Raw genomic sequence first — 22,597 nt, forward strand, 5'->3', positions numbered from 1 at the left:
AAATGCCGCTTCTCTCCCTCATCACCTACGCCCCGCTGGTCGGCGTCGCCGGGATCCTGGCGCTGCGCCTCATGGGCCGGCCTGACGACGCCAAGGTCGCGAACGCCTCCAAGTGGATCGCGCTCGTCACCACGCTCGCCACCTTCGCGCTGTCGGTCCTGCTGGTCGTCCAGTTCGACCCGGCCAATCCCGGCTTCCAGTTCCTGGAAGAGGCGCCCTGGTTCGCGGGCCTCAGCTACCGGATGGGCGTCGACGGGATTTCGGTCCTGTTCGTGCTGCTGACCGCGTTCCTGATGCCGCTCTGCATCGCCGCCTCGTGGAGCTCCATCGAGAAGCGCGTGCCGGAGTACATGATCGCGTTCCTGATCCTGGAGACGCTGGTCATCGGCGTCTTCTGCGCGCTCGACCTCGTGCTGTTCTACATCTTCTTCGAGTTCGGCCTGGTCCCGATGTTCCTGATCATCGGCATCTGGGGCGGCGCGCGGCGGGTGTACGCGGCGTTCAAGTTCTTCCTCTACACGCTGCTGGGCTCGGTGCTCATGCTGGCGGCGATCCTCTACATGATCGGCGCGACCGGCACGGCCTCGATCCCCGAGCTGATGGCCTATGACTTCCCGGCCGGGGTGCAGACCTGGCTGTGGCTGGCGTTCTTCGCCTCCTTCGCCGTGAAGATGCCGATGTGGCCGGTCCACACCTGGCTTCCGGACGCCCACGTGGAAGCGCCGACGGCGGGCTCGGTCATCCTGGCCGGCATCCTGCTGAAGATGGGCGGCTACGGCTTCATGCGCTTCAGCCTGCCGATGTTCCCGAACGCCTCGGAACTGTTCGCGCCGCTGGTGTTCGCCATGTCGGTGATCGCGGTGATCTACACCTCGCTGGTCGCCTTCCGGCAGACCGACATCAAGAAGCTGATCGCCTACTCGTCCGTGGCCCACATGGGCTTCGTGACCATGGGCATCTTCTCGGGCAATGCGGCCGGCGAGCAGGGCGCCCTGTTCCAGATGATCAGCCACGGCGTCATCTCGGGCGCGCTCTTCCTCTGCGTCGGCGTCGTGTACGACCGCATGCACACCCGCGAGATCGCCTTCTACGGCGGCCTCGTGAACCGCATGCCGTGGTACGCGGCCGTGTTCATGCTGTTCACCATGGGCAACGTCGGCCTGCCGGGCACCTCGGGCTTCGTGGGCGAGATTCTGACCATGACGGGCGCCTACCAGGCCTCGACGTGGACGGCGTTCCTGGCCGCCACCGGCGTGATCCTGTCGGCGGTCTATGCGCTGACGCTGTACCGCCGGGTGGTCTTCGGCGAACTCACCAATCCGAAGCTCGCCGCCATCACCGATCTCGACTGGCGTGAGGTGGCGATCTTCGCGCCGCTGATCGTCTCCACCCTGTACCTGGGCGTCCAGCCCAACTCCGTCTTCAACCTGACCGCGGCCTCGGTGGACCAGCTCGTCGCTGCCTACCGGGCGGCCATCGGCGGGTGAGGGGCCACTAGATGAACTTCGCTGCCGACCTCTCGCTCGCCTTCCCGGAGCTGATCCTCGCCGCCGGCGCGCTCGTGCTGCTGGTCGTGGGCGCCTTCGCTCCGCGCGCCACCGCCGCCGTCAGCGCGGCCGCCGTCGTCGCCCTGCTGGGCGCCGCCGTCGCCGCCGCCACGCAGCCGTTCGGCGTCGCCTTCGGCGGCGGCCTGATCTCGGACGCGGCCTCGGCCTTTTCGAAGGTGGCGATCTACGTGGCTTCGGCCATCGCCATCCCGCTGGCCCAGCCGTGGTTCGAGCGCCGCGGCGTGAAGAACTTCGAGTTCCCGGTGCTGATCCTGCTGGCGGCGCTGGGCATGGGCATGATGGCTTCGGCCGGCGACCTGATCTCGCTGTACGTCGGCGTCGAGCTGCATTCGCTGGCGCTCTACGTCATGGCCGCCATGCACCGCGACGACGCCAAGGCGTCGGAGGCCGGCCTGAAGTACTTCGTGCTGGGCGCGCTCTCGTCGGGCCTGCTGCTCTATGGCGCGAGCCTCATCTACGGCTTCGCCGGGTCGACGGTGTTCGGCGACATCGCCGTCGCCGTGCAGGGCGGCGCCAACACGGGCGTGCTGTTCGGGCTGGTGTTCCTGATCTGCGGCCTGGCGTTCAAGGTCTCGGCCGCGCCGTTCCACATGTGGACGCCGGACGTCTATGAAGGCGCGCCCACGCCGGTCGTGGCCTTCTTCGCCGCCGCGCCGAAGCTGGCCGCCATGGTGCTGTTCGCCCGCGCGCTGACCGAAGGCTTCCCCGGCGCCACGGGCCAGTGGCAGCAGGTGATGGTCGCCATCGCCCTGATTTCGGTCGCCGTCGGCGCTTTCGCCGGCCTCGTTCAGAAGAACCTGAAGCGGCTGTGGGCCTACTCGTCGATCGCTAACATCGGCTACGCGGCGCTCGGTCTCGCTGCCGGCACCCAGGAAGGCGTGCAGGCGATGCTCGTCTTCATGGTGCTCTACATGATCGACGTGACGGGCTTCTTCGCCTGCCTCGCGGCGCTGTCGCGCCAGGGCCGGTCGATGGAGTCCATCGACGACATGGCGGGGCTCATCAAGGAACAGCCGGGCATCGCGCTGGCCATGACGGCCTTCTCGCTGTCGGCCTTGGGCCTGCCGCCGTTCTCCGGCTTCTGGGCCAAGTTCTACGTGTTCAAGGCGGCGCTGGACGCCGGCCTCTGGGTCCCGGCCGTGCTGGGCCTCGTGGGCTCGGTCGTGGCCGCGTTCTACTACCTGCGCCTGCTCAAGGTGATGTGGTTCGATGCGTCCACCTCGGCGACCGACAAGCCGCCGATGGAAGCCAAGGGCGTCGCCGTCGTGTTGGCGCTGTTCTCGTTCCCGGTCGTGCTGATCGCCCTGACCTGGCTGGACCCGCTCGCCGCGAACGCCGCCCGCGCCTTCGGCCTGGCCTAACCGGTTGGCCGATCATCCGCCGATCGAGGCCTACGACAGCCTCGACTCCACCAATGCCGAGGCCCGCCGACGGGCCGAGGTGGGCGAGGCGGGACCGGTCTGGATAACCGCGGCGCTGCAGACCGCGGGCCGCGGCCGTCGCGGTCGCGCCTGGTCTACGCAGAAGGGCAATCTTGCCGCCACCCTGCTGACCGTCACGGACCGGCCGGCCGCGGAGGCGGCGCAGCTCTCCTTCGTGGCGGCGCTGGCCGCCTGCGACCTGGCAGACGCCTGCCTGGGAGTCGGCACGGCCCGGTTGAAATGGCCGAACGACGTGCTGATCCATGGCCGCAAGGCGGTCGGGATCCTGGTCGAATCGGGCGCCAGGGCGGACGGCCGGCTCTGGCTGGCGGTGGGCATAGGAGTGAACCTCGCTCACGCGCCGCAGGATGTGGAGCGGCCTGCGACCGCGTTCGCCGACTACATGCAAGGCCGCCCGCCCGAGCCGCTGGCCGCGCTGGAGGTGCTGGCGACCGCTTTCGAGCGCTGGCGCGGCGCCTGGGCCACCCGCGGCTTCGCCGCGATCGCCGAGGCCTGGACCGAACGCGCCATCGGCCTGGGAGACCGCTGCGAGGCCAGGTTGCCGAACCGCACGCTCTCGGGCGTGGCCGAGGGCATGGACGCCGACGGCGCCCTGCGGCTGAGGCTGGACGACGGCGGGCTTGAGCGCATAACGGCAGGCGACGTGTTCTTCGGGGGCGTGTGAGGGAAGCGATGCTGCTGGCCATCGAACAGGGGAACACCAACACGCTTTTCGCCGTGCACGACGGCGAGCGCTGGATCGCCCAGTGGCGGGCGGCGACGGATTCCAGCCGGACCGCCGACGAATACGCCGTGTGGCTGTCGCAGCTCCTGGCGATGGCGGGCCTGGCGCTGGGGGCGTTCGACGGCTGCATCGTCTCGAGCGTCGTGCCGCAGTCGATCTTCAACCTGCGCAACCTCGCCCGGCGCTATCTTAAGGTGGAGCCGCTGGTGATCGGCGAAAATGCCGAGCTCGGCATTCCCGTGCGCATCGACAAGCCCTCCGAGGCCGGAGCCGACCGGCTGGTGAACGCCATCGGCGCGCACGTGGTCTATTCCGGGCCGCTCATCGTCATCGACAGCGGCACCGCCACGACCTTCGACGTCATCGCCGCGGACGGCGGGTTCGAAGGCGGGGTGATCGCGCCGGGGATCAACCTGTCCATGGAGGCGTTGCACAACGCAGCGGCGAAACTTCCGAGGGTCGCGATCCAGAAGCCGCAGAAGGTCGTGGGGACAGATACCGTGGGCGCGATGCAGTCGGGTGTGTTCTGGGGCTACATCGCCCTCATCGAGGGGCTGATCGCCCGCATCAAGGCCGAGCGGAACGAGCAGCTGACGGTCGTGGCGACCGGTGGCGTCGCCTCGCTGTTCCACGGCGCGACGCACGCCATCGACCACTTCGATTCCGATCTCACCATTCGCGGCATGCTGGAAATCTGGCGCCGCAACACGGGTCGCGCCTGATGGCCAATATCGACACCGACGAACTCGTCTTCCTGCCGCTGGGCGGGTCGAACGAGATCGGCATGAACTTCAACCTCTATGGCTTCGGCCCGGCGCACGACCGCAAATGGATCGTCGTCGACTTGGGCGTCACCTTCGGCGACCAGACCACGCCCGGCGTCGAGGTGATCCTGCCGGATCCCGAGTTCATCGAGGAATACGCCGACCGCATCCTGGGCATCGTGCTGACCCACGCGCACGAGGACCATATCGGGGCCGTCGCCTGGCTGTGGCCGCGCCTGAAGGCGCCGATCTACGCCACGCCCTTCACCGCCTTCGTCCTGCGGGAAAAACTGCGCGAGGCCGACCTGCTGGAAGAGGCGGCGATCACCGAGGTGCCGCTGGGCGGCAAGATCGAGCTTGGGCCGTTCAGCCTGGAGCTCATCACGCTCACCCATTCGATCCCCGAGCCCAACGGCCTGGCGATCCGCACGCCGCTGGGCGTCGTTCTGCACACCGGCGACTGGAAGATCGACCCCGACCCGCTGCTGGGCGGCCCGACCGACCAGGACCGCATCCGCGAACTCGGCGACGAGGGCGTGCTGGCGATGGTCTGCGACTCGACCAACGTCTTCCAGCCAGGCCACGCCGGCTCAGAGGCCGAGGTCCGCGAGGCCCTGACGCCGCTGATCGGCGGCCTGAAGAGCAAGGTGGCGGTGGCCTGCTTCGCCTCCAATGTCGCCCGGATGGACAGCGTGATCCGCGCCGCCGAGGCCGCCGGCCGCCGGGTTTGCCTCGTCGGCCGCTCGATGCACCGCATGGCCTCGGCCGCGAAGTCGGTCGGCCTGATGCAGGACGTGCAGCCGTTCCTCGACGACACCGAGGCCAAGCATCTGCCGGACAACCAGGTGCTCTACCTGTGCACCGGCAGCCAGGGCGAGCCGCGCGCGGCGCTGGCGCGCATCGCGGACGGCACGCACCCGCATGTCAGCCTGGGCGCCGGCGACGCCGTGGTGTTCTCCAGCCGCGTGATCCCCGGCAACGAGATCCCGATCCGCAACCTGCAGAACAAGCTCACCGAGCGCGGCGTGCGCCTCTACACCGAGCGCGACCACCCGGGCATCCACGTTTCCGGACATCCGTGCCGCGACGAGCTGGCCGAGATGTACCGCTGGGCGCGGCCGCAGATCGCGGTGCCCACCCACGGCGAACGCCGCCACCTGATGGAGCACGCCGCCTTCGCGCGTGACCTGCAGATCCCGCAGCAGGTGACGCCCCGCAATGGCGACATGGTGCGCCTGGCGCCGGGACGCGCCGAGGTGATCGACGAGGTGCCGTCGGGCCGGCTGTTCGTCGACGCCGGCGTGCTGACGCCCGAGAACGGCGATGCGCTCCGCGAGCGGCGCCATGCGTCGTACAACGGCATGATCGCGGTCTCCGTCGTGCTGGACGGGCGCAACAAGATCGCCGCGGGGCCGCAGGTGAGGGCGCTGGGCCTGCCGACCGACGAGGACTATCCGCTGGAGGAGGCCCTCGACGATCTGGCCGACGAGGCCGAGGAGGCCCTGAAGCGCATGAAGGGCGAGGAGCGGGAGGTGGACGACGCCATCGAGACCGCCATCTCCCGCGCCGTGAAAAAGGCCAGCCAGCGCATCTGGGGCCGCCGTCCGGTCGTCGAGACGACGGTGCTCCGGGTCTGAGTTCCGCAACGTGATCTCGCCGCCGGGCGCGAGGCGGCGTATACGCACGGCATGATCGGGAAACTCAATCACGTGGGCGTCGCCACGCCGTCGATCGACGAAGCGGTGAAGCTGTATCGCGACGTGCTCGGCGCGACGAAGATCGGCGAGAAGTTCGTCATGCCCGAGCAGGGCGTCTGGGTCTGCTTCGTCGACCTGCCGAACAGCCAGATCGAGCTGATCGAGCCGGCCGGCGACAACTCGCCGCTGAAGGGCTTCCTCGAAAAGAACCCGGCCGGCGGCCAGCACCATGTCTGCTTCGAGGTGGAGGACATCATCGCCGCGCGCGACGACATGGCCGCCAAGGGCGCGACGGTGCTGAACAACGGCCAGCCGCGCATCGGGGCGCACGGGACGCCGGTGATCTTCGTCCATCCGAAGAACATGGGCGGCGTGCTCGTCGAGCTGATGGAAACGCCGAAAGGGGCGCACTGATGGGCCCGATCACCGCCGTCGCGATCTACCTGACGATCTGGTGGACGGTGCTGTTCGCGGTGCTGCCGTGGGGCGTGCAGAGCCACCACGAGGCCGGCATCAACAAGGGCGACGGCGGAGATCCGGCCGCCCCGGTGGACCCGAAGCTGAAGCAGAAATTCCTGACGACCACCTGGATTTCGGCGGTCGTCTTCGCCGTGATCTTCGCCGTGGTCCAGTTCGGTCTTGTGAAGCTGCCCGCATTGCCGTCGGGCTACTAGCGCCGCCCCGATGGGGCTGCGGGATCGGAACCGCGACAGCCGCGTTGCCAAGCTTCGGCGGGGGAGGCTATCAACGCGCCTCTTTGCCGCCTTGAATCCTTAGGACACCCGAGACGATGCGCCTTTCGCGTTACTTCATGCCGACGTTGCGCGAGGCGCCCTCGGACGCCCAGATCGTCTCGCACCAGCTCATGCTGCGCGCCGGCATGATCCGGCAGGAGGCCGCCGGCATCTACGCCTGGCTGCCGCTGGGGCTGAAGGTGCTCAAGAAGATCGAGCAGGTGGTCCGCGAGGAGATGGACCGCGCCGGCGCCGTCGAGGTGCTGATGCCCACGCTGCAGCTCGCCGACCTGTGGCGCGAGAGCGGCCGCTACGACGACTACGGCGAGGAGATGCTGCGCATCAAGGATCGCCACGAGCGGGACCTGCTGTACGGCCCCACGGCCGAAGAGGTCATCACCGACATCTTCCGGGCTTATGTGAAATCCTACAAGGACTTGCCCAAGAATCTTTACAACATCCAGTGGAAGTTCCGCGACGAGCGCCGACCCCGCTTCGGGGTGATGCGCGGCCGCGAGTTCCTGATGAAGGACGCCTATTCCTTCGACGTCGACGAGGCGTCGGCCCGGCGCGCCTACAACCGGATGTTCCTGGCCTATCTGAACATCTATTCGCGGCTGGGCCTGCAGGCGATCCCGGTGCGGGCCGACACCGGCCCCATCGGTGGCGACCTGAGCCACGAGTTCATCATCCTGGCCGAGACCGGCGAGAGCGAGGTCTTCGCCCATCGGGATCTGGTGGAGATGGGCGCGCCCGGTCCCGACATCGACTGGGACGGCGATCTCGAGCCGCTGGTCCAGCAGCGCACCCGCCTCTACGCCGCCAGCGACGAGATGCACGACGCCGCACGTTTCGAGGCCGAGGCGCCCGAGGACAAGCGGATGACCGCCCGCGGCATCGAGGTCGGTCACATCTTCTACTTCGGCGAGAAGTACTCGAAGCCGATGAATGCCAAAGTCACGGGGCCGGACGGTAAGGACGCGCCGGTCCACATGGGGTCGTACGGCGTCGGCGTCTCCCGCCTCGTGGGCGCGATCATCGAGGCCAGCCACGACGATGGCGGCATCATCTGGCCGGACAGCGTCGCGCCGTTCGGCGCGGCCGTTGTCAACCTGCGGCCGGGCGAGGCGGCGGTCGACGCGGTCGCCGAGCAGGCCTACCGGGCCCTGCAGGCGGCCGGCAAGGAGCCGGTGCTGGACGACCGCGACGAGCGGCCGGGCGCCAAGTTCGCCTCGCTGGATCTCGTGGGCATCCCGTGGCAACTGATCGTGGGTCCGAAGGGCGTCGCCGAAGGCGTCGTGGAACTCAAGCGGCGGGCCACGGGCGAGCGTCAGACGCTGCCGCTCGAGGACGCCTTGAAGGTCATCACCGGGTGAAGAACGGCGGCGCTGTCGCAGGCGGGACGGCTCCGCCCTTCGGCTACTGGGAGCGGATGCTTGCGGGGCGCTATCTGCGCGCCAAGCGGAGCCAGGGCGGCGTCGCGCTGATCTCGGTCATCTCGTTCATCGGCATCATGCTGGCCGTGGCGGTGCTGATCATCGTCATGAGCGTCATGAACGGCTTCCGGGCTGAGATGCTGACGCGCATCCTGGGCTTCCAGGGCCACGTCTACGTCACCGGCGGCGTGCTGGATGGTGTCGAGCGCGACGCGGCGGTGCAACGGCTGCTGCAGGTGCCGAACGTCGTGCAGGCGGCCCCGATCGTGGAGGCGCAGGCCATCGCCCTGGGCCCGACGCAGATCTCCGGCGCGATCGTCCGCGGCGTGACGCCGAAGGACCTACAGGCCACCGAGCTGATCTCGGGCAACATCACCAAGGGCTCCCTCAAGGACTTCGGCGTCGGCGAGTACGGCGGCGAGACCATTGTCATCGGCGAACGGCTGGCTCAGTCGCTGGGGGTGGCGCCCGGCGACGTCCTGGGCCTGATCTCGCCCTCGGGCGGAGCCACGGCGTTCGGCGGCACGCCCATGCAGAAGGAGTACGTGGTCGGCGCCACCTTCAGCGTCGGCATGAGCCAGTACGACCAGGCCTACATCTTCATGCCGTTCGAGCAGGCCCAGCTCTTCTTCGGGCGCGAGGGGACAGCCGATGCGATCGAGGTGCGGGTCACCGATCCCGACCATGCAGAGCGTATGAAGGCCGCCATCGGCATGGCCGCAGGCCCGGCCGGCATCGTCACCGACTGGACCCAGCGCGACAGCTCGTTCTGGGGCGCGCTCAAGATCGAACGCAACGTCATGCGGCTGATCCTGATGCTGCTCGTGGCCATCGCGGCGATGAACATCATCTCGGGCCTGGTGATGCTGGTGAAGAACAAGGGCCGGGATATCGCGATCCTGCGCACCATGGGCGCGGGGCAGGGCTCGATCATGCGGATCTTCTTCATGTCGGGCGCGGCCGTGGGCGTGCTGGGCACAATCGCCGGGCTGCTGCTGGGCGTGCTCTTCTGCGTCTACATCGAGCAGATCCAGGATCTGGTGGAGTGGGCGACGGGGGCCACGGTCTTCTCGTCCGACGTCTATTTCCTCTCGCACATCCCGGCGAAGGTGGATGCGGCCGAGGTGCTGATCATCACGGCCTGGGCGCTCGGGATGAGCTTTGTCGCCACCCTGGCCCCCGCCTGGCGCGCCTCGCGGATCGATCCGGTGGAGGCGCTCCGCTATGAGTGAGCCCGTCCTCTCCATCCGCGGCCTGGAGCGCACCTACCGCACGGCGGCCGGAGCGCTGACAGTGCTGCGCGGGGCCGACCTCGACCTCAACCCCGGCGAGATCGTCGGGCTGATCGGCCCCTCGGGGTCGGGCAAGTCGTCGCTGCTGCACGCGGCCGGACTGCTGGAGCATCCCGATGCCGGCCGGATCACGGTGCTGGGGCGCGACTGCTCGAACCTCGGCGAGAACGAGCGGACGCGGGTGCGGCTGGCGACGGTCGGCTTCGTCTACCAGTTCCACCACCTGCTGCCGGAGTTCTCGGCCCTCGACAACGTGGCGTTGCCCCAGATGATCGCCGGCAAGAGCCGCAAGGCGGCGCAGGAACGCGCGGCCGTGCTCCTCGCCGAACTGGGACTGAGAGACCGGACGCACCATCAGCCGGCGCAGCTCTCGGGGGGCGAGCAGCAGCGGGTGGCCATCGCACGGGCGCTGGCCAACTCGCCGCGCATCCTCCTGGCCGACGAGCCCACGGGCAATCTCGACCCGAAGACCTCGGAGGGCGTGTTCGAGAACCTCTATGGCCTCGCCCGCAGCCAGGGCGTGGCCGCCCTGGTGGCCACCCACAACCTCGAGCTCGCGAGCCATATGGATCGCGTGCTGACGCTGAAGGACGGGCGGCTGGAGCCCTGGACAAAGCCTTAGGATCGAGGCCCTAGCGGCGGGCCCGCCAGCCCTCCGCCGACTTGGCGTCGGGGAGGTCGACCTGTTCCAAGAGCGCCATCAGCGCCTGGTTGGCGCCTTCAAGGCTCTCGCGATCATGCATCTGGCGGATCTCGATGACGTACTCGCCCCGGCGCATGAAGAAGATCAGGTAGACGTTGCCTTCTGCGCCGAGCCAGTTGCGGCCGCCTTGGAACGACTCCCGCGGCCCCATCTTCGGGGCCGAGAGCCTCCGAAGGACGCCGGTCTCCTTCTCGAACTCCGCGATGGCGGCCTCCCAGGTCGCCTTGTCCTGCGCCGGCGAAGGCCTGTGGGTCACCAGGATGTCCATGTACCCATTGTCGCTGGTCAGCTCACAGCCGAGTTCGAGACCGGCGTCGCTGGGGCTGTGGATGCCGACGCGCCGCCGTTTGAAAGACCCCATCGCTTCGGTGCAGGCGAACCCCGAACCGCGCATGACGTACGAATCGTCGTCTTCGGCCGCCGGGTAAGTGAAGAAATGACCGTCGGGATAGTAGATCGCGGCATACCCGCCCGCGCCGATGTCCTGCGGGCGGAAGATCTCCACCTGGTCGCCCGCTTCTGTCGGCATGTAGAGGCTGATCGCGTCGCCGACAGGATCATGAACCGCGAGCGGCGGCGCCTTTCTCTGGAGCAGCGCCGTCGCGTCGTCCGCCAGGGTCCGGGCTGACGGAGGACCGTCATAGGCCTTGATCAGGAAGTTCATGCCCTGCCTGCGGCTGACAAGATAATAGCCGGGCTTGGCGCTGGCGGACGGCAGGCCGCGGCGGCCGGCCTTGTCCCAGGCTTCGGCGTCGGCGAGCGCGGGGCCCGTCATCAGGAAGAAGATGTCCGGCCGGTCCGGCGCCCGGATCCATCGGACCGGCAGGTTTCCGGAGCCCCCGCTGATCGTCCAGACGCGGTCGTCCGCAGTGAACCGCGCCACCGGGCAGGGCGGCGCCTTCCCGACCTCTTCCTCGGGCCATAGGTCGGCGCCGGCGGGGTTGTGCAGCGTCAGGAATATGGCGCTCATCAGGCCGCCACGCTGTCCGCTGGACAACGTGTCGGGGAACTTCACGGCCTTGCCGGCTTCGCCCAGAGCTGGTGCGCAACTGGCGGCAGGCGCCATCTGGAACATCTGGTCAGACGCTGGCGTCTGGGCGTGCGCCGTCGCGGTCGCGAATAGGGCCACAAAACCCGCGAGAACACGCATGCCGTCACCCCCCCTGATTCCAGCCAAGCATATAGCAGGCTTGACGATGAGAACAAAAGAGGAATAGGAACGAAAACGGAACTACCCAACGCTCGTCCACAGGACGGCCCACAGGAAGGATGCGACACATGGTTCGCTTGGCGCGGGAATCGCTGGCCTTTGGCTCGGTCGCCAGCTTTGTCTGGATGGTGTGCCAACTGGCGTCCGTCGTGAGCTGACGCCATGTCGCGAATGGGGGAGTGGGCCAGTTTGAGCGGGGATACGAGCGAAGGCTTCGTCCACCTGCGGGTCCGGTCCGCCTATTCGCTGCTGGAAGGCGCGATCAAGGCCGACAAGATCGGCGATCTCGCCAAGGCCTGGCACATGCCGGCCGTGGCCCTGACGGATCGGGCCAATCTCTTCGGGGCGCTGGAGTTCTCCGTCGCGACCAAGGGCTCCGGCGTGCAGCCGATCATCGGTTGCGCGCTGCCCGTCTCCGGCATCGGCGACAAGCCGCCTGAGCGCTGGGCGAAGAACCCCACCGTGGTGCTGCTGGCCCAGTCGGAGGAGGGATACCTCAATCTCTGCGAACTCTCGTCCAAGGCCTATGTGGACGCCGAGGCGACTGAGGAGCCGCATGTTCCCTGGGCGACGGTTTGCGAGAAGGCGGCGGGCCTGATCCTGCTGTCCGGCGGCCCGGACGGCCCCGTCGACCACCTGTTTGCGGCCGGCAAGGACAAGGAGGGCCGGGCGGCTCTCGCCGAGATGAAGCGGGCGTTCGGCGACCGGTTCTATGTCGAGCTGCAGCGGCACGGCATGGCTGGGGAAGCTGCGGCCGAGGGCGGCCTGGTGGCGTTCGCCTACGAGGAAGACGTCCCGCTGGTCGCCACCAACGACGTCTATTTCAAGAACCCGCAGATGCACGAGGCGCATGACGCCCTGCTGTGCATCGCCGACGGCAGCTTCGTGGGCCAGGACGAGCGGCGGCGTATCACTGCCGAGCACTGGTTCAAGTCGCCTTCCGACATGCGGGCGCTGTTCCAGGACTTGCCGGAGGCCTGCGACAACACCCTCGATATCGCCCGGCGCTGCGCCTTCATGGTGCACAAGCGCGATCCGCTGCTGCCCCGCTTCACGACAGACGCCGGCCGGTCCGAAGCTGACGAACTGGCCCACCAGGCGCGTGAAGGGCTGAAAGCCCGTATGGCCGCCGGCCAGGCGAACGCCTTCCCGGCCGAGGACTACGAGGCCCGCCTGGAACGTGAGATCCAGGTGATCACTCAGATGGGGTTCCCGGGCTACTTCCTGATCGTCTCGGACTTCATCAAGTGGGCCAAGGCGCGGGGTATCCCGGTTGGGCCGGGGCGGGGGTCGGGCGCGGGCTCGCTGGTGGCCTATTCGCTGACCATCACCAACCTGGACCCGCTGCGCTACGGGCTGCTGTTCGAGCGCTTCCTGAATCCCGAGCGGGTCTCGATGCCCGACTTCGACATCGACTTCTGCCAGGAGCGGCGGGAGGAGGTGATCAGCTACGTCCAGCAGCGCTACGGGCGTGACAAGGTCGCGCAGATCATCACCTTCGGCACCCTGCAGGCGCGAGCGGTGCTGCGCGACGTCGGCCGGGTGCTTCAGCTTCCCCTCGGCCAGGTCGACCGGCTGGCGAAGATGGTGCCGGCCAATCCGGCCAATCCGGTGACGCTCGCCCAGGCGCTCGAGATCGAGCCGCGGCTGAAGGAAGAGCGCCAGCGCGACGAGGCGGTCGACCGCCTGCTCACCGTGGCCATGCAGCTTGAGGGTCTCTACCGCAACGCCTCGACCCACGCGGCCGGCGTGGTCATCGGCGATCGACCGCTCACCCAGCTGACGCCGCTCTATCGCGATCCCCGCTCGGAGCTCCCAGCCACCCAGTTCAACATGAAGTGGGTCGAGAGCGCGGGTCTGGTGAAGTTCGACTTCCTGGGGCTGAAGACCCTGACCGTGATCGACCGGGCTGTGAAGCATCTCGAGAAGCGCGGTGCGGCGGTGGATATGGACACCCTGCCGCTGGACGACCCGCCGACCTACGAACTGATGAGCAACGCCCAGACTATCGGCGTCTTCCAGTTCGAAGGTCAGGGCATGCGCGACGCCCTGCGCCAGCTCCGGCCCAACTCCATCGAAGACGTCACCGCCATCGGCGCGCTGTACCGGCCGGGCCCGATGGACAACATCCCGACCTTCGTGGACTGCAAGTTCGGCCGCAAGCCGATCGACTATCTGCACCCGTCGCTGGAAGGCGTCCTCAAGGAGACCTACGGCATCATCGTCTACCAGGAACAGGTGATGCAGATCGCCCAGATCCTGGCGGGCTACAGCCTTGGCGAAGCCGACCTGTTGCGGCGGGCCATGGGCAAGAAGAAGAAGGAGGAGATGGACCTCCAGCGGGCGCGGTTCATCTCGGGCGCCGAGGCCAAGGGCGTGCCTGGCGCCCAGGCGGGCGCGATCTTCGACCTCGTGGACAAGTTCGCCGGCTACGGCTTCAACAAGTCCCACGCCGCGGCCTACGCCTTCGTGAGCTACCAGACCGGCTGGCTGAAGGCGAACGCGCCCGTCGAGTTCTTCGCGGCCTCGATGAGCCTCGATATCGCCAACACCGACAAGCTCTCGGTCTTCTACCAGGACGCCAAGCGCTTCGGCGTGAAGATCCGGCCGCCCTGTGTGAACCGCTCGGCCGCCGACTTCGAGGTGGAGAATGGCGAGGTGCTTTACGCCTTGGGCGCCATCCGCAACGTGGGCCTGCAGGCCATGGAGCACCTGGTGCAGGTGCGACGGGACGGCGGCCCCTTCCGGGACATCTTCGACTTCGTCGAGCGGGTCGACCCCAAGCAGGTCAACAAGCGGACCTTCGAAACGTTGGCGCGGGCCGGCGCCTTCGACGCGATCCACCCGAACCGCGCCGAACTCATCGCCTCGGCGGACGCGCTGATCGGCCATGGCCAGGCGCTGGCGTCGGATCGCGCAGAGGGCAAGGTCAGCCTGTTCGGCGACGACCTCTCCGGCGGCCATCGCCCGCGGCTGACCAGGGCCGAGCCCTGGACGCCGACGGAGCGCCTGGACGAGGAACTGGCGGCGGTGGGCTTCTACCTCTCGGGCCACCCGCTGGACGACATGATCGAGGCCCTGCGCCGCCGGCGCACCGATCTGCTGACCGACGCGGTCGCCAAAGCCGCCGCCGGGGCCGAGGCCCTGCGGATGGCTGGCGTCGTTCGGCGCAAGCAGGAACGGCCCTCGCGCTCGGGCGAGAAGTTCGCCTTCGTGACGTTCTCCGACCCGACGGGCGAATACGAGGTGCTGTTCCCTCCGGAGTCGCTCAAGCGCTGCCGCGACCTGCTGGAGCCGGGCAAGGCCGTCTCCATCACCGTCCGGGCCAAGGCGAACGAAGGCGAAGTCCGCTTCTTCGGCGACAACGTCGAGCCCGTCGAGAAGGCGGTGGCCAACGTGGTCGCGGGCCTGCGCGTGCACCTGGCTCCACGCAGCGCCGAGATCGAAGCCTTGAAGAAGCGCCTGGAGGGCGTCACCAATGAGCGGGGCGGGGAGATCATCCTGGTCGCTCCCCTGGAACTGGGTCGGGAGGTCGAGCTGAAGCTGCCCGGCCGCTTCACCCTGGACGGCTCCGTGCGGGGCGCGATCAAGACTGCGCCGGGCGTGGTGTTCGTGGAGGACGTCTGATGAGAATGGCAGTGCTTTTCGCGGCCCTGGTCGCGGTTTCCACGGGCGGCGCGGCGGCGGCGCAGGGGTACGGGACGTTCTCTCCCAATTCGCCCCCGAAGATGCCCAAGCAGCCGTCGCTGGCGGACGCCTACAAGCCCAAGCCGCTCCCCAGTCCGACGGCGCCAGCGCCCACGCCCTCGACGCGGTCCTACGCCTCGCCGGCGACCCCGAAGGCGCCCGAGCCCTTCAAGCCCTACAAGCCGTTCAAGCCGGGCTCTGTGTACGGCGGCAAGCCGACCTTCTAGGCCGACCCGTCACCGCCCCGTCCGATCTCCGCCAGACAGGCGCCCGGCGGCGGGGTAGAGCGTCGATAATCCGCATGACGAGCGAACATCCTCTCGACCGCGCCGTCTGGGCGGCGCTGACGACCCGGCAGGAGGACCTTGCCCTCGGCGACCATCGCGCACGGCGCCTCGCGCCGGAGTACGGGCTCTTCGCTGCGGCCGCCGATCGGTCGCCGGAGAACGTCGCCGTCCTGGCCGCACTGGTGCGCGAGACGGGCCCGGCGGCCCTGTTCGAGGCCGAACCGCCCCGCGGGCTGGAAGGCGTCACGGTGACGCTTGGCGATCCGATCAGCCAGATGGTCGCCGCGGAGCCGGTGTTCGCACCCGTGTCGTTCGACGTTGTCCGGCTGGGGGACGATGACGCGGCCGAGATGGTGGAACTGGCGACGCTGACCAAGCCTGGCCCGTTCTTCAGCCGCACCCATCGGCTTGGCGACTTCATCGGCGTGCGCGTCGGCGGACGGCTGGCGGCGATGGCCGGCGAGCGGCTGAGGCTGCCCGGCTACACCGAGGTCAGCGCGGTCTGCACCCACCCCGATTTCCTCGGCCGAGGTTACGCCGCCGGCCTGATGAGCCTGGTTACGCGCGCCATCCTGGACCGCGGAGAGACCGCCTTCCTGCACGCCTACGACCACAATACCCGGGCCATCGCGCTCTATGAGCGGCTGGGCTGGCGACGGCGTCGGGCGGTCCAGGTGAGTTTCCTCGAGCCGGCCTGAGCCGCCGCCGAGGGCGGAAGGCTTGCAATTCGGGCGCTTAGCCCCTACATGCGCGCCTCAATCCACACGCAGGCGTTCGGCGTGGTCGGGGAGACATCCCGCCCATCACCGTTCCGGTCCTCCCTCGGGAGGGTTGCCTGCGGAGGTTCAACCGGAAGAAAGACGAGATAACAGACGATGGCTCTGCCTGATTTCTCCATGCGCCAGCTGCTGGAAGCCGGCGCCCACTTCGGCCACCAGACGCACCGCTGGAACCCGAAGATGGACAAGTACATCTTCGGCGCCCGTTCCAACATCCACATCATCGACCTGTCGCAGACGATCCCGCTGCTGCACCAGGCGCTGGTGAAGGTCCGTGAGGTCGCCGCGGGCGGCGGCCGGATCCTGTTCGTCGGCACGAAGCGCCAGGCCTCCGATCCGCTGGCCGCCGCGGCCAAGCGTTGCGCCCAGTACTACGTGAACCACCGCTGGCTGGGCGGCACGCTCACCAACTGGCGCACCGTGTCGGGTTCGATCCAGCGCCTGCGCGAACTGGAAGGCGTCGTCGCCGGCGAAGGCCAGGGCCGTTCCAAGAAGGAACTGCTCACCCTGACCCGCGAGAAGGACAAGCTGGAGCTGTCGCTGGGCGGCATCAAGGACATGGGCGGCATCCCCGACCTGATGTTCGTGATCGACACCAACAAGGAAGCGATCGCGATCCAGGAAGCCCGGAAGCTGAACATCCCGGTCATCGCGATCCTGGACACGAACTGCAATCCGGACGGCATCACCTATCCGATCCCGGGCAACGACGACGCGGCCCGCGCCATCCAGCTCTACTGCGACCTGATGGCCGACGCGATCCTCGACGGCCTCGCCGCCGGCCAGTCGGCCGCCGGCGTGGACCTGGGCGCTTCGGAAGCCCCGATCGAGCCCAGCCTGGCGCGTGAGCTGACGCCGGAAGCCCCGGCGGCCGAACCCGAGGTCACCGCGCCGGAAGCCGCGGCCCTCGAAGCCGAGATGACCGGCGCCGAAGCTCCCGCGGCCGATGCGGCGAGCGAAGAACAGGCAGGCTAAGCGCCAACCGGCGCTTCGCTGACACGAAACTCTGATGACGGGCCCCCATAAGGGCTCGTCACGATCCTAGCTTTGAAGGAGCCCACCATGGCGGAGATCACCGCTGCGCTGGTCAAGGAACTGCGCGAAAAAACTGACGCGGGCATGATGGACTGCAAGAAGGCCCTGCAGGAGAACGGCGGCGACATCGAAGCCGCGGCCGACTGGCTGCGCACGAAGGGCCTGTCGAAGGCGGCCAAGAAGTCGGACCGCGCCGCGGCCGAAGGCCTGGTCGCCGGCCTCACGAGCGCCGACGGCAAGTCCGGCGTGCTCATCGAGCTGAACGCCGAAACCGACTTCGTCGCCAAGAACGACAAGTTCCAGGACGCCGCCCGCCGCATCGCCGCCACCGCCCTCATCCATGAGGCGCTGGACACGCTGCACACCGCCACGACCGCGGAAGGTGAAGTGATCAACGACATGATCACGGGCCTGATCGCGACGATCGGCGAGAACATGCGTCTGCGCCGCACCGAGCGTCTGACCGTCGAGCAAGGCGCCGTGTCGCTCTACCTGCACAACGTGCAGGGCGAGGGCGTGGCCCGTCTCGGCGTGCTGGTGGCCCTTGAAGGCGCCGGCGACCAGGCGGTGCTGAAGGACGTGGGCCGCAAGATCGCCATGCACGTGGCCGGCACGCCGACCCCGCCGCTGGCGCTCAACTCGAGCGACCTGGATCCGGAAGTCGTCGCCAAGGAGCGCGAGATCCAGACCCAGACGGCGATGGAATCGGGCAAGCCCCGCGAGATCGCCGAGAAGATGGTCGAGGGCCGCATCCGGAAGTGGCAGGAAGAAGTGGTGCTCCTGAAGCAGCCCTTCGTCATGAACCCGGATCAGACGATCGAGGAACTGCTGGCCGACGTCAGCAAGCAGACTGGCGCGCCCGTCGCGGTGAAGGGCTTCGTGCGCTTCATGCTGGGCGAGGGCGTCGAGAAGAAGACGGACGACTTCGCGGCTGAAGTCGCCTCGATGACCTCGGCGGGCTAAGGCCCGACCCGAAAGTGACCCGTTGAGGGCGCGGCGCGTTCGACGCGCGCCGCGCCCTTGATGTATCTACACTCCGTCCGCCGCCGTCGCCCGAACTCCGGAGTCTCCATGCCCGCCGCCAAACCCCGCTACACCCGCGTGCTGCTGAAGGTTTCTGGCGAGGTCCTGATGGGGGACCAGCCGTTCGGCATCGACACCGCCACGCTGGAGCGGACGGCCGAGGACATCGCCGAGGTGGTGCGCACGGGCGTGCAGCTCTGCCTCGTCATCGGCGGCGGCAACATCTTTCGCGGCGTCTCGCTCGCCGGCCGTGGGATGGAGCGCGCCCAGGCCGACTACATGGGCATGCTGGCCACGGTGATGAACGCCCTGGCCGTGCAGGCCGCGCTCGAGAAGATCGGCGTCTATACCCGCGTGCAGTCCGCCATCCCGATGGAGGCGGTCTGCGAGCCCTACATCCGCCGCCGCGCTCAGCGGCACCTGGAGAAGGGCCGCGTGGTGATCTTCGCCGCCGGCGTCGGGGCGCCGTTCTTCACAACGGATTCCGGCGCCGCGCTGCGCGCCGCCGAAATGGGCTGCGAGGCCCTCTTCAAGGGCACCAGCGTGGATGGCGTCTATACGGCCGACCCGAAGAAGGACGCCTCGGCCGAGCGCTACGAGACCCTGAGCTACACCGACGTGCTGGCCAAGGACCTGAAGGTGATGGACGCCTCGGCGGTCAGCCTGATGCGCGACAACCAGATCCCGATCGTGGTGTTCTCCATCCGCGAGCGGGGCAACTTCCTGAAGGTGCTGCAAGGCGAGGGGACCTTCACCACCATCGCCTAGCGGCCTAGTTTCAGCCGCAGATCGAATTCGAACGGGAGACCGAACCGTCATGGCCACCACCGAGAAGCCGGTGCTTTCCAGGTACAAGGATCGCATGGAGAAGGCCGTCGCGGCGCTGAAGGAGGAGTTCGGGTCGCTGCGCACCGGCCGCGCCTCGGCCAGCCTTCTCGACCAGATCCACGTCGAGGCCTACGGCTCCAGCATGCCGTTGAACCAGGTGGCCGCCGTCAGCGTGCCCGAGCCGCGGATGATCAGCGTCAACGTCTGGGACCGCGGCATGGTCGTCTCTGTAGAGAAGGCGATCCGCCAGTCAGACCTGGGCCTCAATCCGGTCGTCGACGGCCAGAACCTGCGCATCCCGATCCCGCCGCTGACCGAAGAGCGCCGTAAGGACCTCGCCAAGATCGCCGGCAAGTACGCCGAGCAGCAGCGCGTGGCCGTCCGCAACATCCGCCGCGACGCGAACGAGGACCTGCGCAAGGCCCAGAAGGACAACGTCATCAGCCAGGACGAAGAGAAGCGGATGGAGACCGACGTCCAGAAGATGACCGATGAGGCCATCAAGCGGATCGACGAAGCCTTGAAAACCAAGGAACAAGAGATCATGCAGGTCTGACCCGGCGCGTTTCGCCGGATCGCCTTCCAGGATCGTCCCCAATGATGGCCCCCCAAGACAAGACGCCGTTTCCAGGCGCGCCGGACGCGGCGGGCCAGGTCCGGCCGTTGCACGTCGCCATCGTCATGGATGGCAACGGCCGTTGGGCCAAGCAGCGCGGGCTTCCGCGCACCCTCGGCCATCGCGAAGGCGTCGAGGCCCTGAAGCGCACGGTTTCGGCGGCGGGTGAGATGAACATCCGCTGGCTGACGGTCTTCGGCTTCTCCACCGAGAACTGGAGCCGCCCGGCGTCGGAAGTCTCGGAGCTGATGGCGTTGCCGAAGCGCTACTTCCAAAGCGACATCGCCCGGCTGGAACGGGAGGGCGTGCGGGTCCGTGTGATCGGCCGCCGCGAGGGGCTTTCGAGCGACCTCGTGCAGATCATCGAGGACGCCCAGGCGCGGACCGCGAAGAACGACCGCTTCCATCTCAATATCGCCTTCAACTATGGCGGCCAGGCCGACATCGTCGATGCAGCCCAGCGTTTCGCCGTCGAGGTCGCGGCCGGCCGCGCCAAGCCTGAAGACCTCGACGAGGGCCGTTTCGGCGGCCTGTTGGCCACGGCCGAGTCGCCGCCGCCGGACGTGATCGTCCGGCCCTCCGGCGAGCAGCGGCTGTCGAACTTCCTCCTGTGGGAGGCGGCTTACTCCGAACTGGTCTTCCAGGACGTGCTCTGGCCCGACTACGGCGCCGAGCACCTGGAGGCGGCTCTGGCCGCCTTCGCCGCGCGGGACCGACGCTATGGCGCGATCGTGGCCGATGACGTCCTCGCCGCCGGCTAAGCGGTTCGACTGGTCCAATCTCGGCCTGCGGATCGCCTCGGCTGTGGTGATCGCGCCGGCCGCGGTGGGAGCGGCATGGCTGGGCGGCTGGCCGTACCTTGTGCTGATCGCCATCGGCGTGGCGCTGCTCGCCCTGGAGTGGGGCGGCATGACCGCGCCGGTCGCGCCGACCCGCGTCTCCGCGGCCGTGACCGTCGCGGTGTTGGGCGCCGTCTTCCTGACCTACCTCGAACAGCCGCAATTGGCCTGGCTGGCCGTGGGCTTGGGCGCGGCCGCGGCGGCGCTCATCGCCCGAGGCGTGGCAGAGCGGCCCGCTGACGCAGCCTTCGGGGTCATCTATATCGCGCCGGCGGCCATATGCCTGATCTGGCTACGCGACAGCCACGAGATCCGCTCCCACCAGGGCCATTGGTGGATGATGACCCTGTTCGCGGCGACGTGGGCCGCCGACATCGGCGCCTTCGCCGTGGGTAGTCTCCTCAAGGGGCCCAAGCTGTGGCCGCGGTTCTCGCCGAACAAGACCTGGTCGGGGTTCGTGGGCGGCCTGGCGGCGTCGGCGCTGGCGGGCTTCGCCATGGCGGCACTCAGCGTCTTCCAGCTCAATCTCGCGGCCGCAGCCTTTGTCGGCCTTTGCGTAGGCCTGGCCACGATGGCGGGCGACCTCTGGGAATCGGCGCTCAAGCGGCGCTTCGGCGTGAAGGACTCCGGCGACCTCATTCCGGGGCACGGCGGGCTGCTGGACAGGGTGGACGGCCTCATGTTCGCCGTCGTCGTCATGGCCCTTGTGCGGCTCGCCAACATCTGGGGATGGCATTGAATCTGCCGCGCAAGGTCAGCGTCTTGGGCTCCACGGGCTCGATCGGAGTGTCCACCCTCGACTTGTTCGAGCAGGCCGAGGTTGAGGTTGAGGTCGTGGCGCTCACGGCGGGGCGCAACGTCGAGCGGCTCGCCGACCAGGCCCTGCGTTGGCGGCCAAAGCTGGCGGTGATCGAGGACGAGGGCGCGCTCCCACGCCTGCGCGAGCGCCTGAAGGGCTCCGGCATCGAAACGGCGGCGGGCGCCGCCGCGGTGACGGACGCCGCCTCGGCCGACGCCCAGTGGGTGATGTCGGCGATCGTAGGGTTCGCGGGCTTGGCGCCGACGCTTGCGGCGGCCAAGGCCGGGGCGGTGATCGCCCTGGCGAACAAGGAAAGCCTGGTCTGCGCCGGCCCCTCGCTGCTGCGCACGGCGAAGCTCGCCGGCGGCGCCGTGGTGCCCGTCGATTCCGAACACTCGGCCATCTTCCAGGTCCTGGATCCAGCCGTCGCCGCGCAGGTTTCGAAGCTGATCCTGACCTCGTCGGGCGGGCCCTTCCGCGGCGCCACGCGCGCCCAGATGGCGGAGGCGACGCCGGAACGCGCGCTGGCGCACCCCAACTTTTCGATGGGCGCCAAGATTTCGATCGATTCCGCGACGATGATGAACAAGGGCCTGGAGGTCATCGAGGCCGCCTACCTGTTCTCCATGCCTCCCGAGCGGATCGAAGTCCTGGTCCATCCCCAGCAGATCATCCACAGCCTGGTCGAGTACGCGGACGGCTCCACGCTGGCCCAGTTGGGGCCGCCGGATATGCGGCCGCCGATCGCCTGCGCCTTCGCCTGGCCCGACCGGCTGCCGTGGCCGGCTCCGAAGCTGGATCTGGTCACCGCCGGGCCGCTCACGTTTGAACACCCCGACCTGGACCGCTTCCCGGCCTTGCGGATCGCCAAGGAGGCCTTGCGGGCCGGCGGCCAGGCTCCCGCGGCGATGAATGCGGCCAACGAGCGCGCCGTCGCCGCCTTCCTTGACCGCCGGATCGGGTTCCTCGACATCAGTTCCGTCGTCGCGGAGACGCTGGAACGGCTGGACGGCATGGATTTCGCAGCCGACAACAGCGACGCCCTGGAGTGCGCCAGAACGACCGACGCGGAAGCGCGGCGCATGGCGGACGACGTGGTGGGCGAGCTGGCCCGGACCTGAGGGAGTAGATCGG

22 protein-coding genes are annotated in these 22,597 nt (G+C 68.4%); 21 read left to right on the forward strand and 1 reads right to left on the reverse strand.

Features of this window, described 5'->3' with window-relative positions:
* The first annotated feature begins 2 nt into the window (after nt 1–2).
* From ACO2Q0_RS13950 to ACO2Q0_RS13995, 10 genes are all read left to right on the forward strand, one after another.
* Entirely contained in the window at nt 3–1,487 is a 1,485-nt protein-coding gene (locus ACO2Q0_RS13950; RefSeq protein ID WP_423352106.1) for an NADH-quinone oxidoreductase subunit M, read from the forward strand.
* An 11-nt stretch (nt 1,488–1,498) separates the two neighbouring features.
* Nucleotides 1,499–2,929 (forward strand): NADH-quinone oxidoreductase subunit NuoN, encoded by a 1,431-nt coding sequence (gene nuoN / locus ACO2Q0_RS13955; protein ID WP_423352107.1) that lies wholly within the window; start codon nt 1,499–1,501, stop codon nt 2,927–2,929.
* 4 nt (nt 2,930–2,933) lie between these two features.
* Nucleotides 2,934–3,674 (forward strand): biotin--[acetyl-CoA-carboxylase] ligase, encoded by a 741-nt coding sequence (locus ACO2Q0_RS13960; protein ID WP_423352108.1) that lies wholly within the window; start codon nt 2,934–2,936, stop codon nt 3,672–3,674.
* Nucleotides 3,675–3,682: 8 nt separating this feature from the next.
* Complete coding sequence (locus ACO2Q0_RS13965) at nt 3,683–4,456, forward strand: type III pantothenate kinase (protein WP_423352109.1); 774 nt, start codon at nt 3,683–3,685, stop codon at nt 4,454–4,456.
* The gene (locus tag ACO2Q0_RS13970; protein WP_423352110.1) at nt 4,456–6,135 is read left to right on the forward strand and encodes a ribonuclease J; all 1,680 of its coding nucleotides are present in this window, start codon (nt 4,456–4,458) and stop codon (nt 6,133–6,135) included. Before ACO2Q0_RS13965 ends, ACO2Q0_RS13970 begins: the two co-directional genes overlap by 1 nt.
* Nucleotides 6,136–6,186: 51 nt before the next feature.
* Complete coding sequence (gene mce / locus ACO2Q0_RS13975) at nt 6,187–6,609, forward strand: methylmalonyl-CoA epimerase (protein ID WP_423352111.1); 423 nt, start codon at nt 6,187–6,189, stop codon at nt 6,607–6,609.
* Nucleotides 6,609–6,869: a DUF1467 family protein gene (locus tag ACO2Q0_RS13980; protein ID WP_423352112.1), complete on the forward strand. Its 261-nt coding sequence runs from the start codon at nt 6,609–6,611 to the stop codon at nt 6,867–6,869. The genes mce and ACO2Q0_RS13980 overlap by 1 nt, the downstream gene beginning before the upstream one ends.
* A gap of 116 nt (nt 6,870–6,985) precedes the next feature.
* On the forward strand, nt 6,986–8,305 hold the full coding sequence (gene proS, locus ACO2Q0_RS13985) for a proline--tRNA ligase (RefSeq protein WP_423352113.1): 1,320 nt from the start codon (nt 6,986–6,988) through the stop codon (nt 8,303–8,305).
* Nucleotides 8,306–8,361: 56 nt separating this feature from the next.
* Nucleotides 8,362–9,597, forward strand: a complete 1,236-nt coding sequence (locus tag ACO2Q0_RS13990; RefSeq protein ID WP_423352275.1) for a lipoprotein-releasing ABC transporter permease subunit — start codon at nt 8,362–8,364, stop codon at nt 9,595–9,597.
* Nucleotides 9,590–10,279 (forward strand): ABC transporter ATP-binding protein, encoded by a 690-nt coding sequence (locus ACO2Q0_RS13995; protein WP_423352114.1) that lies wholly within the window; start codon nt 9,590–9,592, stop codon nt 10,277–10,279. The genes ACO2Q0_RS13990 and ACO2Q0_RS13995 overlap by 8 nt, the downstream gene beginning before the upstream one ends.
* Before the next feature lie 10 nt (nt 10,280–10,289).
* Here the strand turns inward: ACO2Q0_RS13995 and ACO2Q0_RS14000 are convergent, their stop codons facing one another.
* A complete protein-coding gene (locus ACO2Q0_RS14000) occupies nt 10,290–11,330 on the reverse strand; it encodes a hypothetical protein (protein ID WP_423352115.1) in 1,041 nt (346 codons plus the stop codon).
* Between the two features lie 308 nt (nt 11,331–11,638).
* Between ACO2Q0_RS14000 and sidA the strand changes: the two genes are divergently transcribed.
* The 11 genes from sidA (at nt 11,639) to dxr (ending at nt 22,584) form a co-directional block, all read left to right on the forward strand.
* Nucleotides 11,639–11,728 carry a cell division inhibitor SidA gene (sidA, locus tag ACO2Q0_RS14005; RefSeq protein ID WP_423352116.1) on the forward strand — a complete coding sequence of 30 codons (90 nt, stop codon included), beginning with the start codon at nt 11,639–11,641 and terminating at the stop codon, nt 11,726–11,728.
* A 31-nt stretch (nt 11,729–11,759) separates the two neighbouring features.
* A complete protein-coding gene (gene dnaE / locus ACO2Q0_RS14010) occupies nt 11,760–15,197 on the forward strand; it encodes a DNA polymerase III subunit alpha (RefSeq protein WP_423352117.1) in 3,438 nt (1,145 codons plus the stop codon).
* A 5-nt stretch (nt 15,198–15,202) separates the two neighbouring features.
* Nucleotides 15,203–15,484: a hypothetical protein gene (locus tag ACO2Q0_RS14015; RefSeq protein ID WP_423352118.1), complete on the forward strand. Its 282-nt coding sequence runs from the start codon at nt 15,203–15,205 to the stop codon at nt 15,482–15,484.
* Nucleotides 15,485–15,558: 74 nt separating this feature from the next.
* Complete coding sequence (locus tag ACO2Q0_RS14020; RefSeq protein ID WP_423352119.1) at nt 15,559–16,242, forward strand: GNAT family N-acetyltransferase; 684 nt, start codon at nt 15,559–15,561, stop codon at nt 16,240–16,242.
* 177 nt (nt 16,243–16,419) lie between these two features.
* Complete coding sequence (gene rpsB / locus ACO2Q0_RS14025; protein WP_423352120.1) at nt 16,420–17,298, forward strand: 30S ribosomal protein S2; 879 nt, start codon at nt 16,420–16,422, stop codon at nt 17,296–17,298.
* Nucleotides 17,299–17,385: 87 nt separating this feature from the next.
* Nucleotides 17,386–18,321 carry a translation elongation factor Ts gene (gene tsf, locus ACO2Q0_RS14030; RefSeq protein WP_423352121.1) on the forward strand — a complete coding sequence of 312 codons (936 nt, stop codon included), beginning with the start codon at nt 17,386–17,388 and terminating at the stop codon, nt 18,319–18,321.
* 108 nt (nt 18,322–18,429) lie between these two features.
* Complete coding sequence (gene pyrH / locus ACO2Q0_RS14035) at nt 18,430–19,149, forward strand: UMP kinase (RefSeq protein WP_423352122.1); 720 nt, start codon at nt 18,430–18,432, stop codon at nt 19,147–19,149.
* Between the two features lie 49 nt (nt 19,150–19,198).
* A complete protein-coding gene (gene frr / locus ACO2Q0_RS14040; RefSeq protein ID WP_423352123.1) occupies nt 19,199–19,765 on the forward strand; it encodes a ribosome recycling factor in 567 nt (188 codons plus the stop codon).
* Between the two features lie 44 nt (nt 19,766–19,809).
* A complete protein-coding gene (uppS, locus tag ACO2Q0_RS14045; RefSeq protein WP_423352124.1) occupies nt 19,810–20,586 on the forward strand; it encodes a polyprenyl diphosphate synthase in 777 nt (258 codons plus the stop codon).
* Nucleotides 20,546–21,403: a phosphatidate cytidylyltransferase gene (locus ACO2Q0_RS14050; protein WP_423352125.1), complete on the forward strand. Its 858-nt coding sequence runs from the start codon at nt 20,546–20,548 to the stop codon at nt 21,401–21,403. The genes uppS and ACO2Q0_RS14050 overlap by 41 nt, the downstream gene beginning before the upstream one ends.
* Nucleotides 21,394–22,584, forward strand: coding sequence for a 1-deoxy-D-xylulose-5-phosphate reductoisomerase (dxr, locus tag ACO2Q0_RS14055; protein WP_423352126.1), 1,191 nt, complete (start codon nt 21,394–21,396; stop codon nt 22,582–22,584). The genes ACO2Q0_RS14050 and dxr overlap by 10 nt, the downstream gene beginning before the upstream one ends.
* Nucleotides 22,585–22,597 lie beyond the last annotated feature (13 nt).

The organism is Phenylobacterium sp. VNQ135, from assembly GCF_049445735.1.
In the GTDB taxonomy this organism is placed as follows: domain Bacteria; phylum Pseudomonadota; class Alphaproteobacteria; order Caulobacterales; family Caulobacteraceae; genus Phenylobacterium.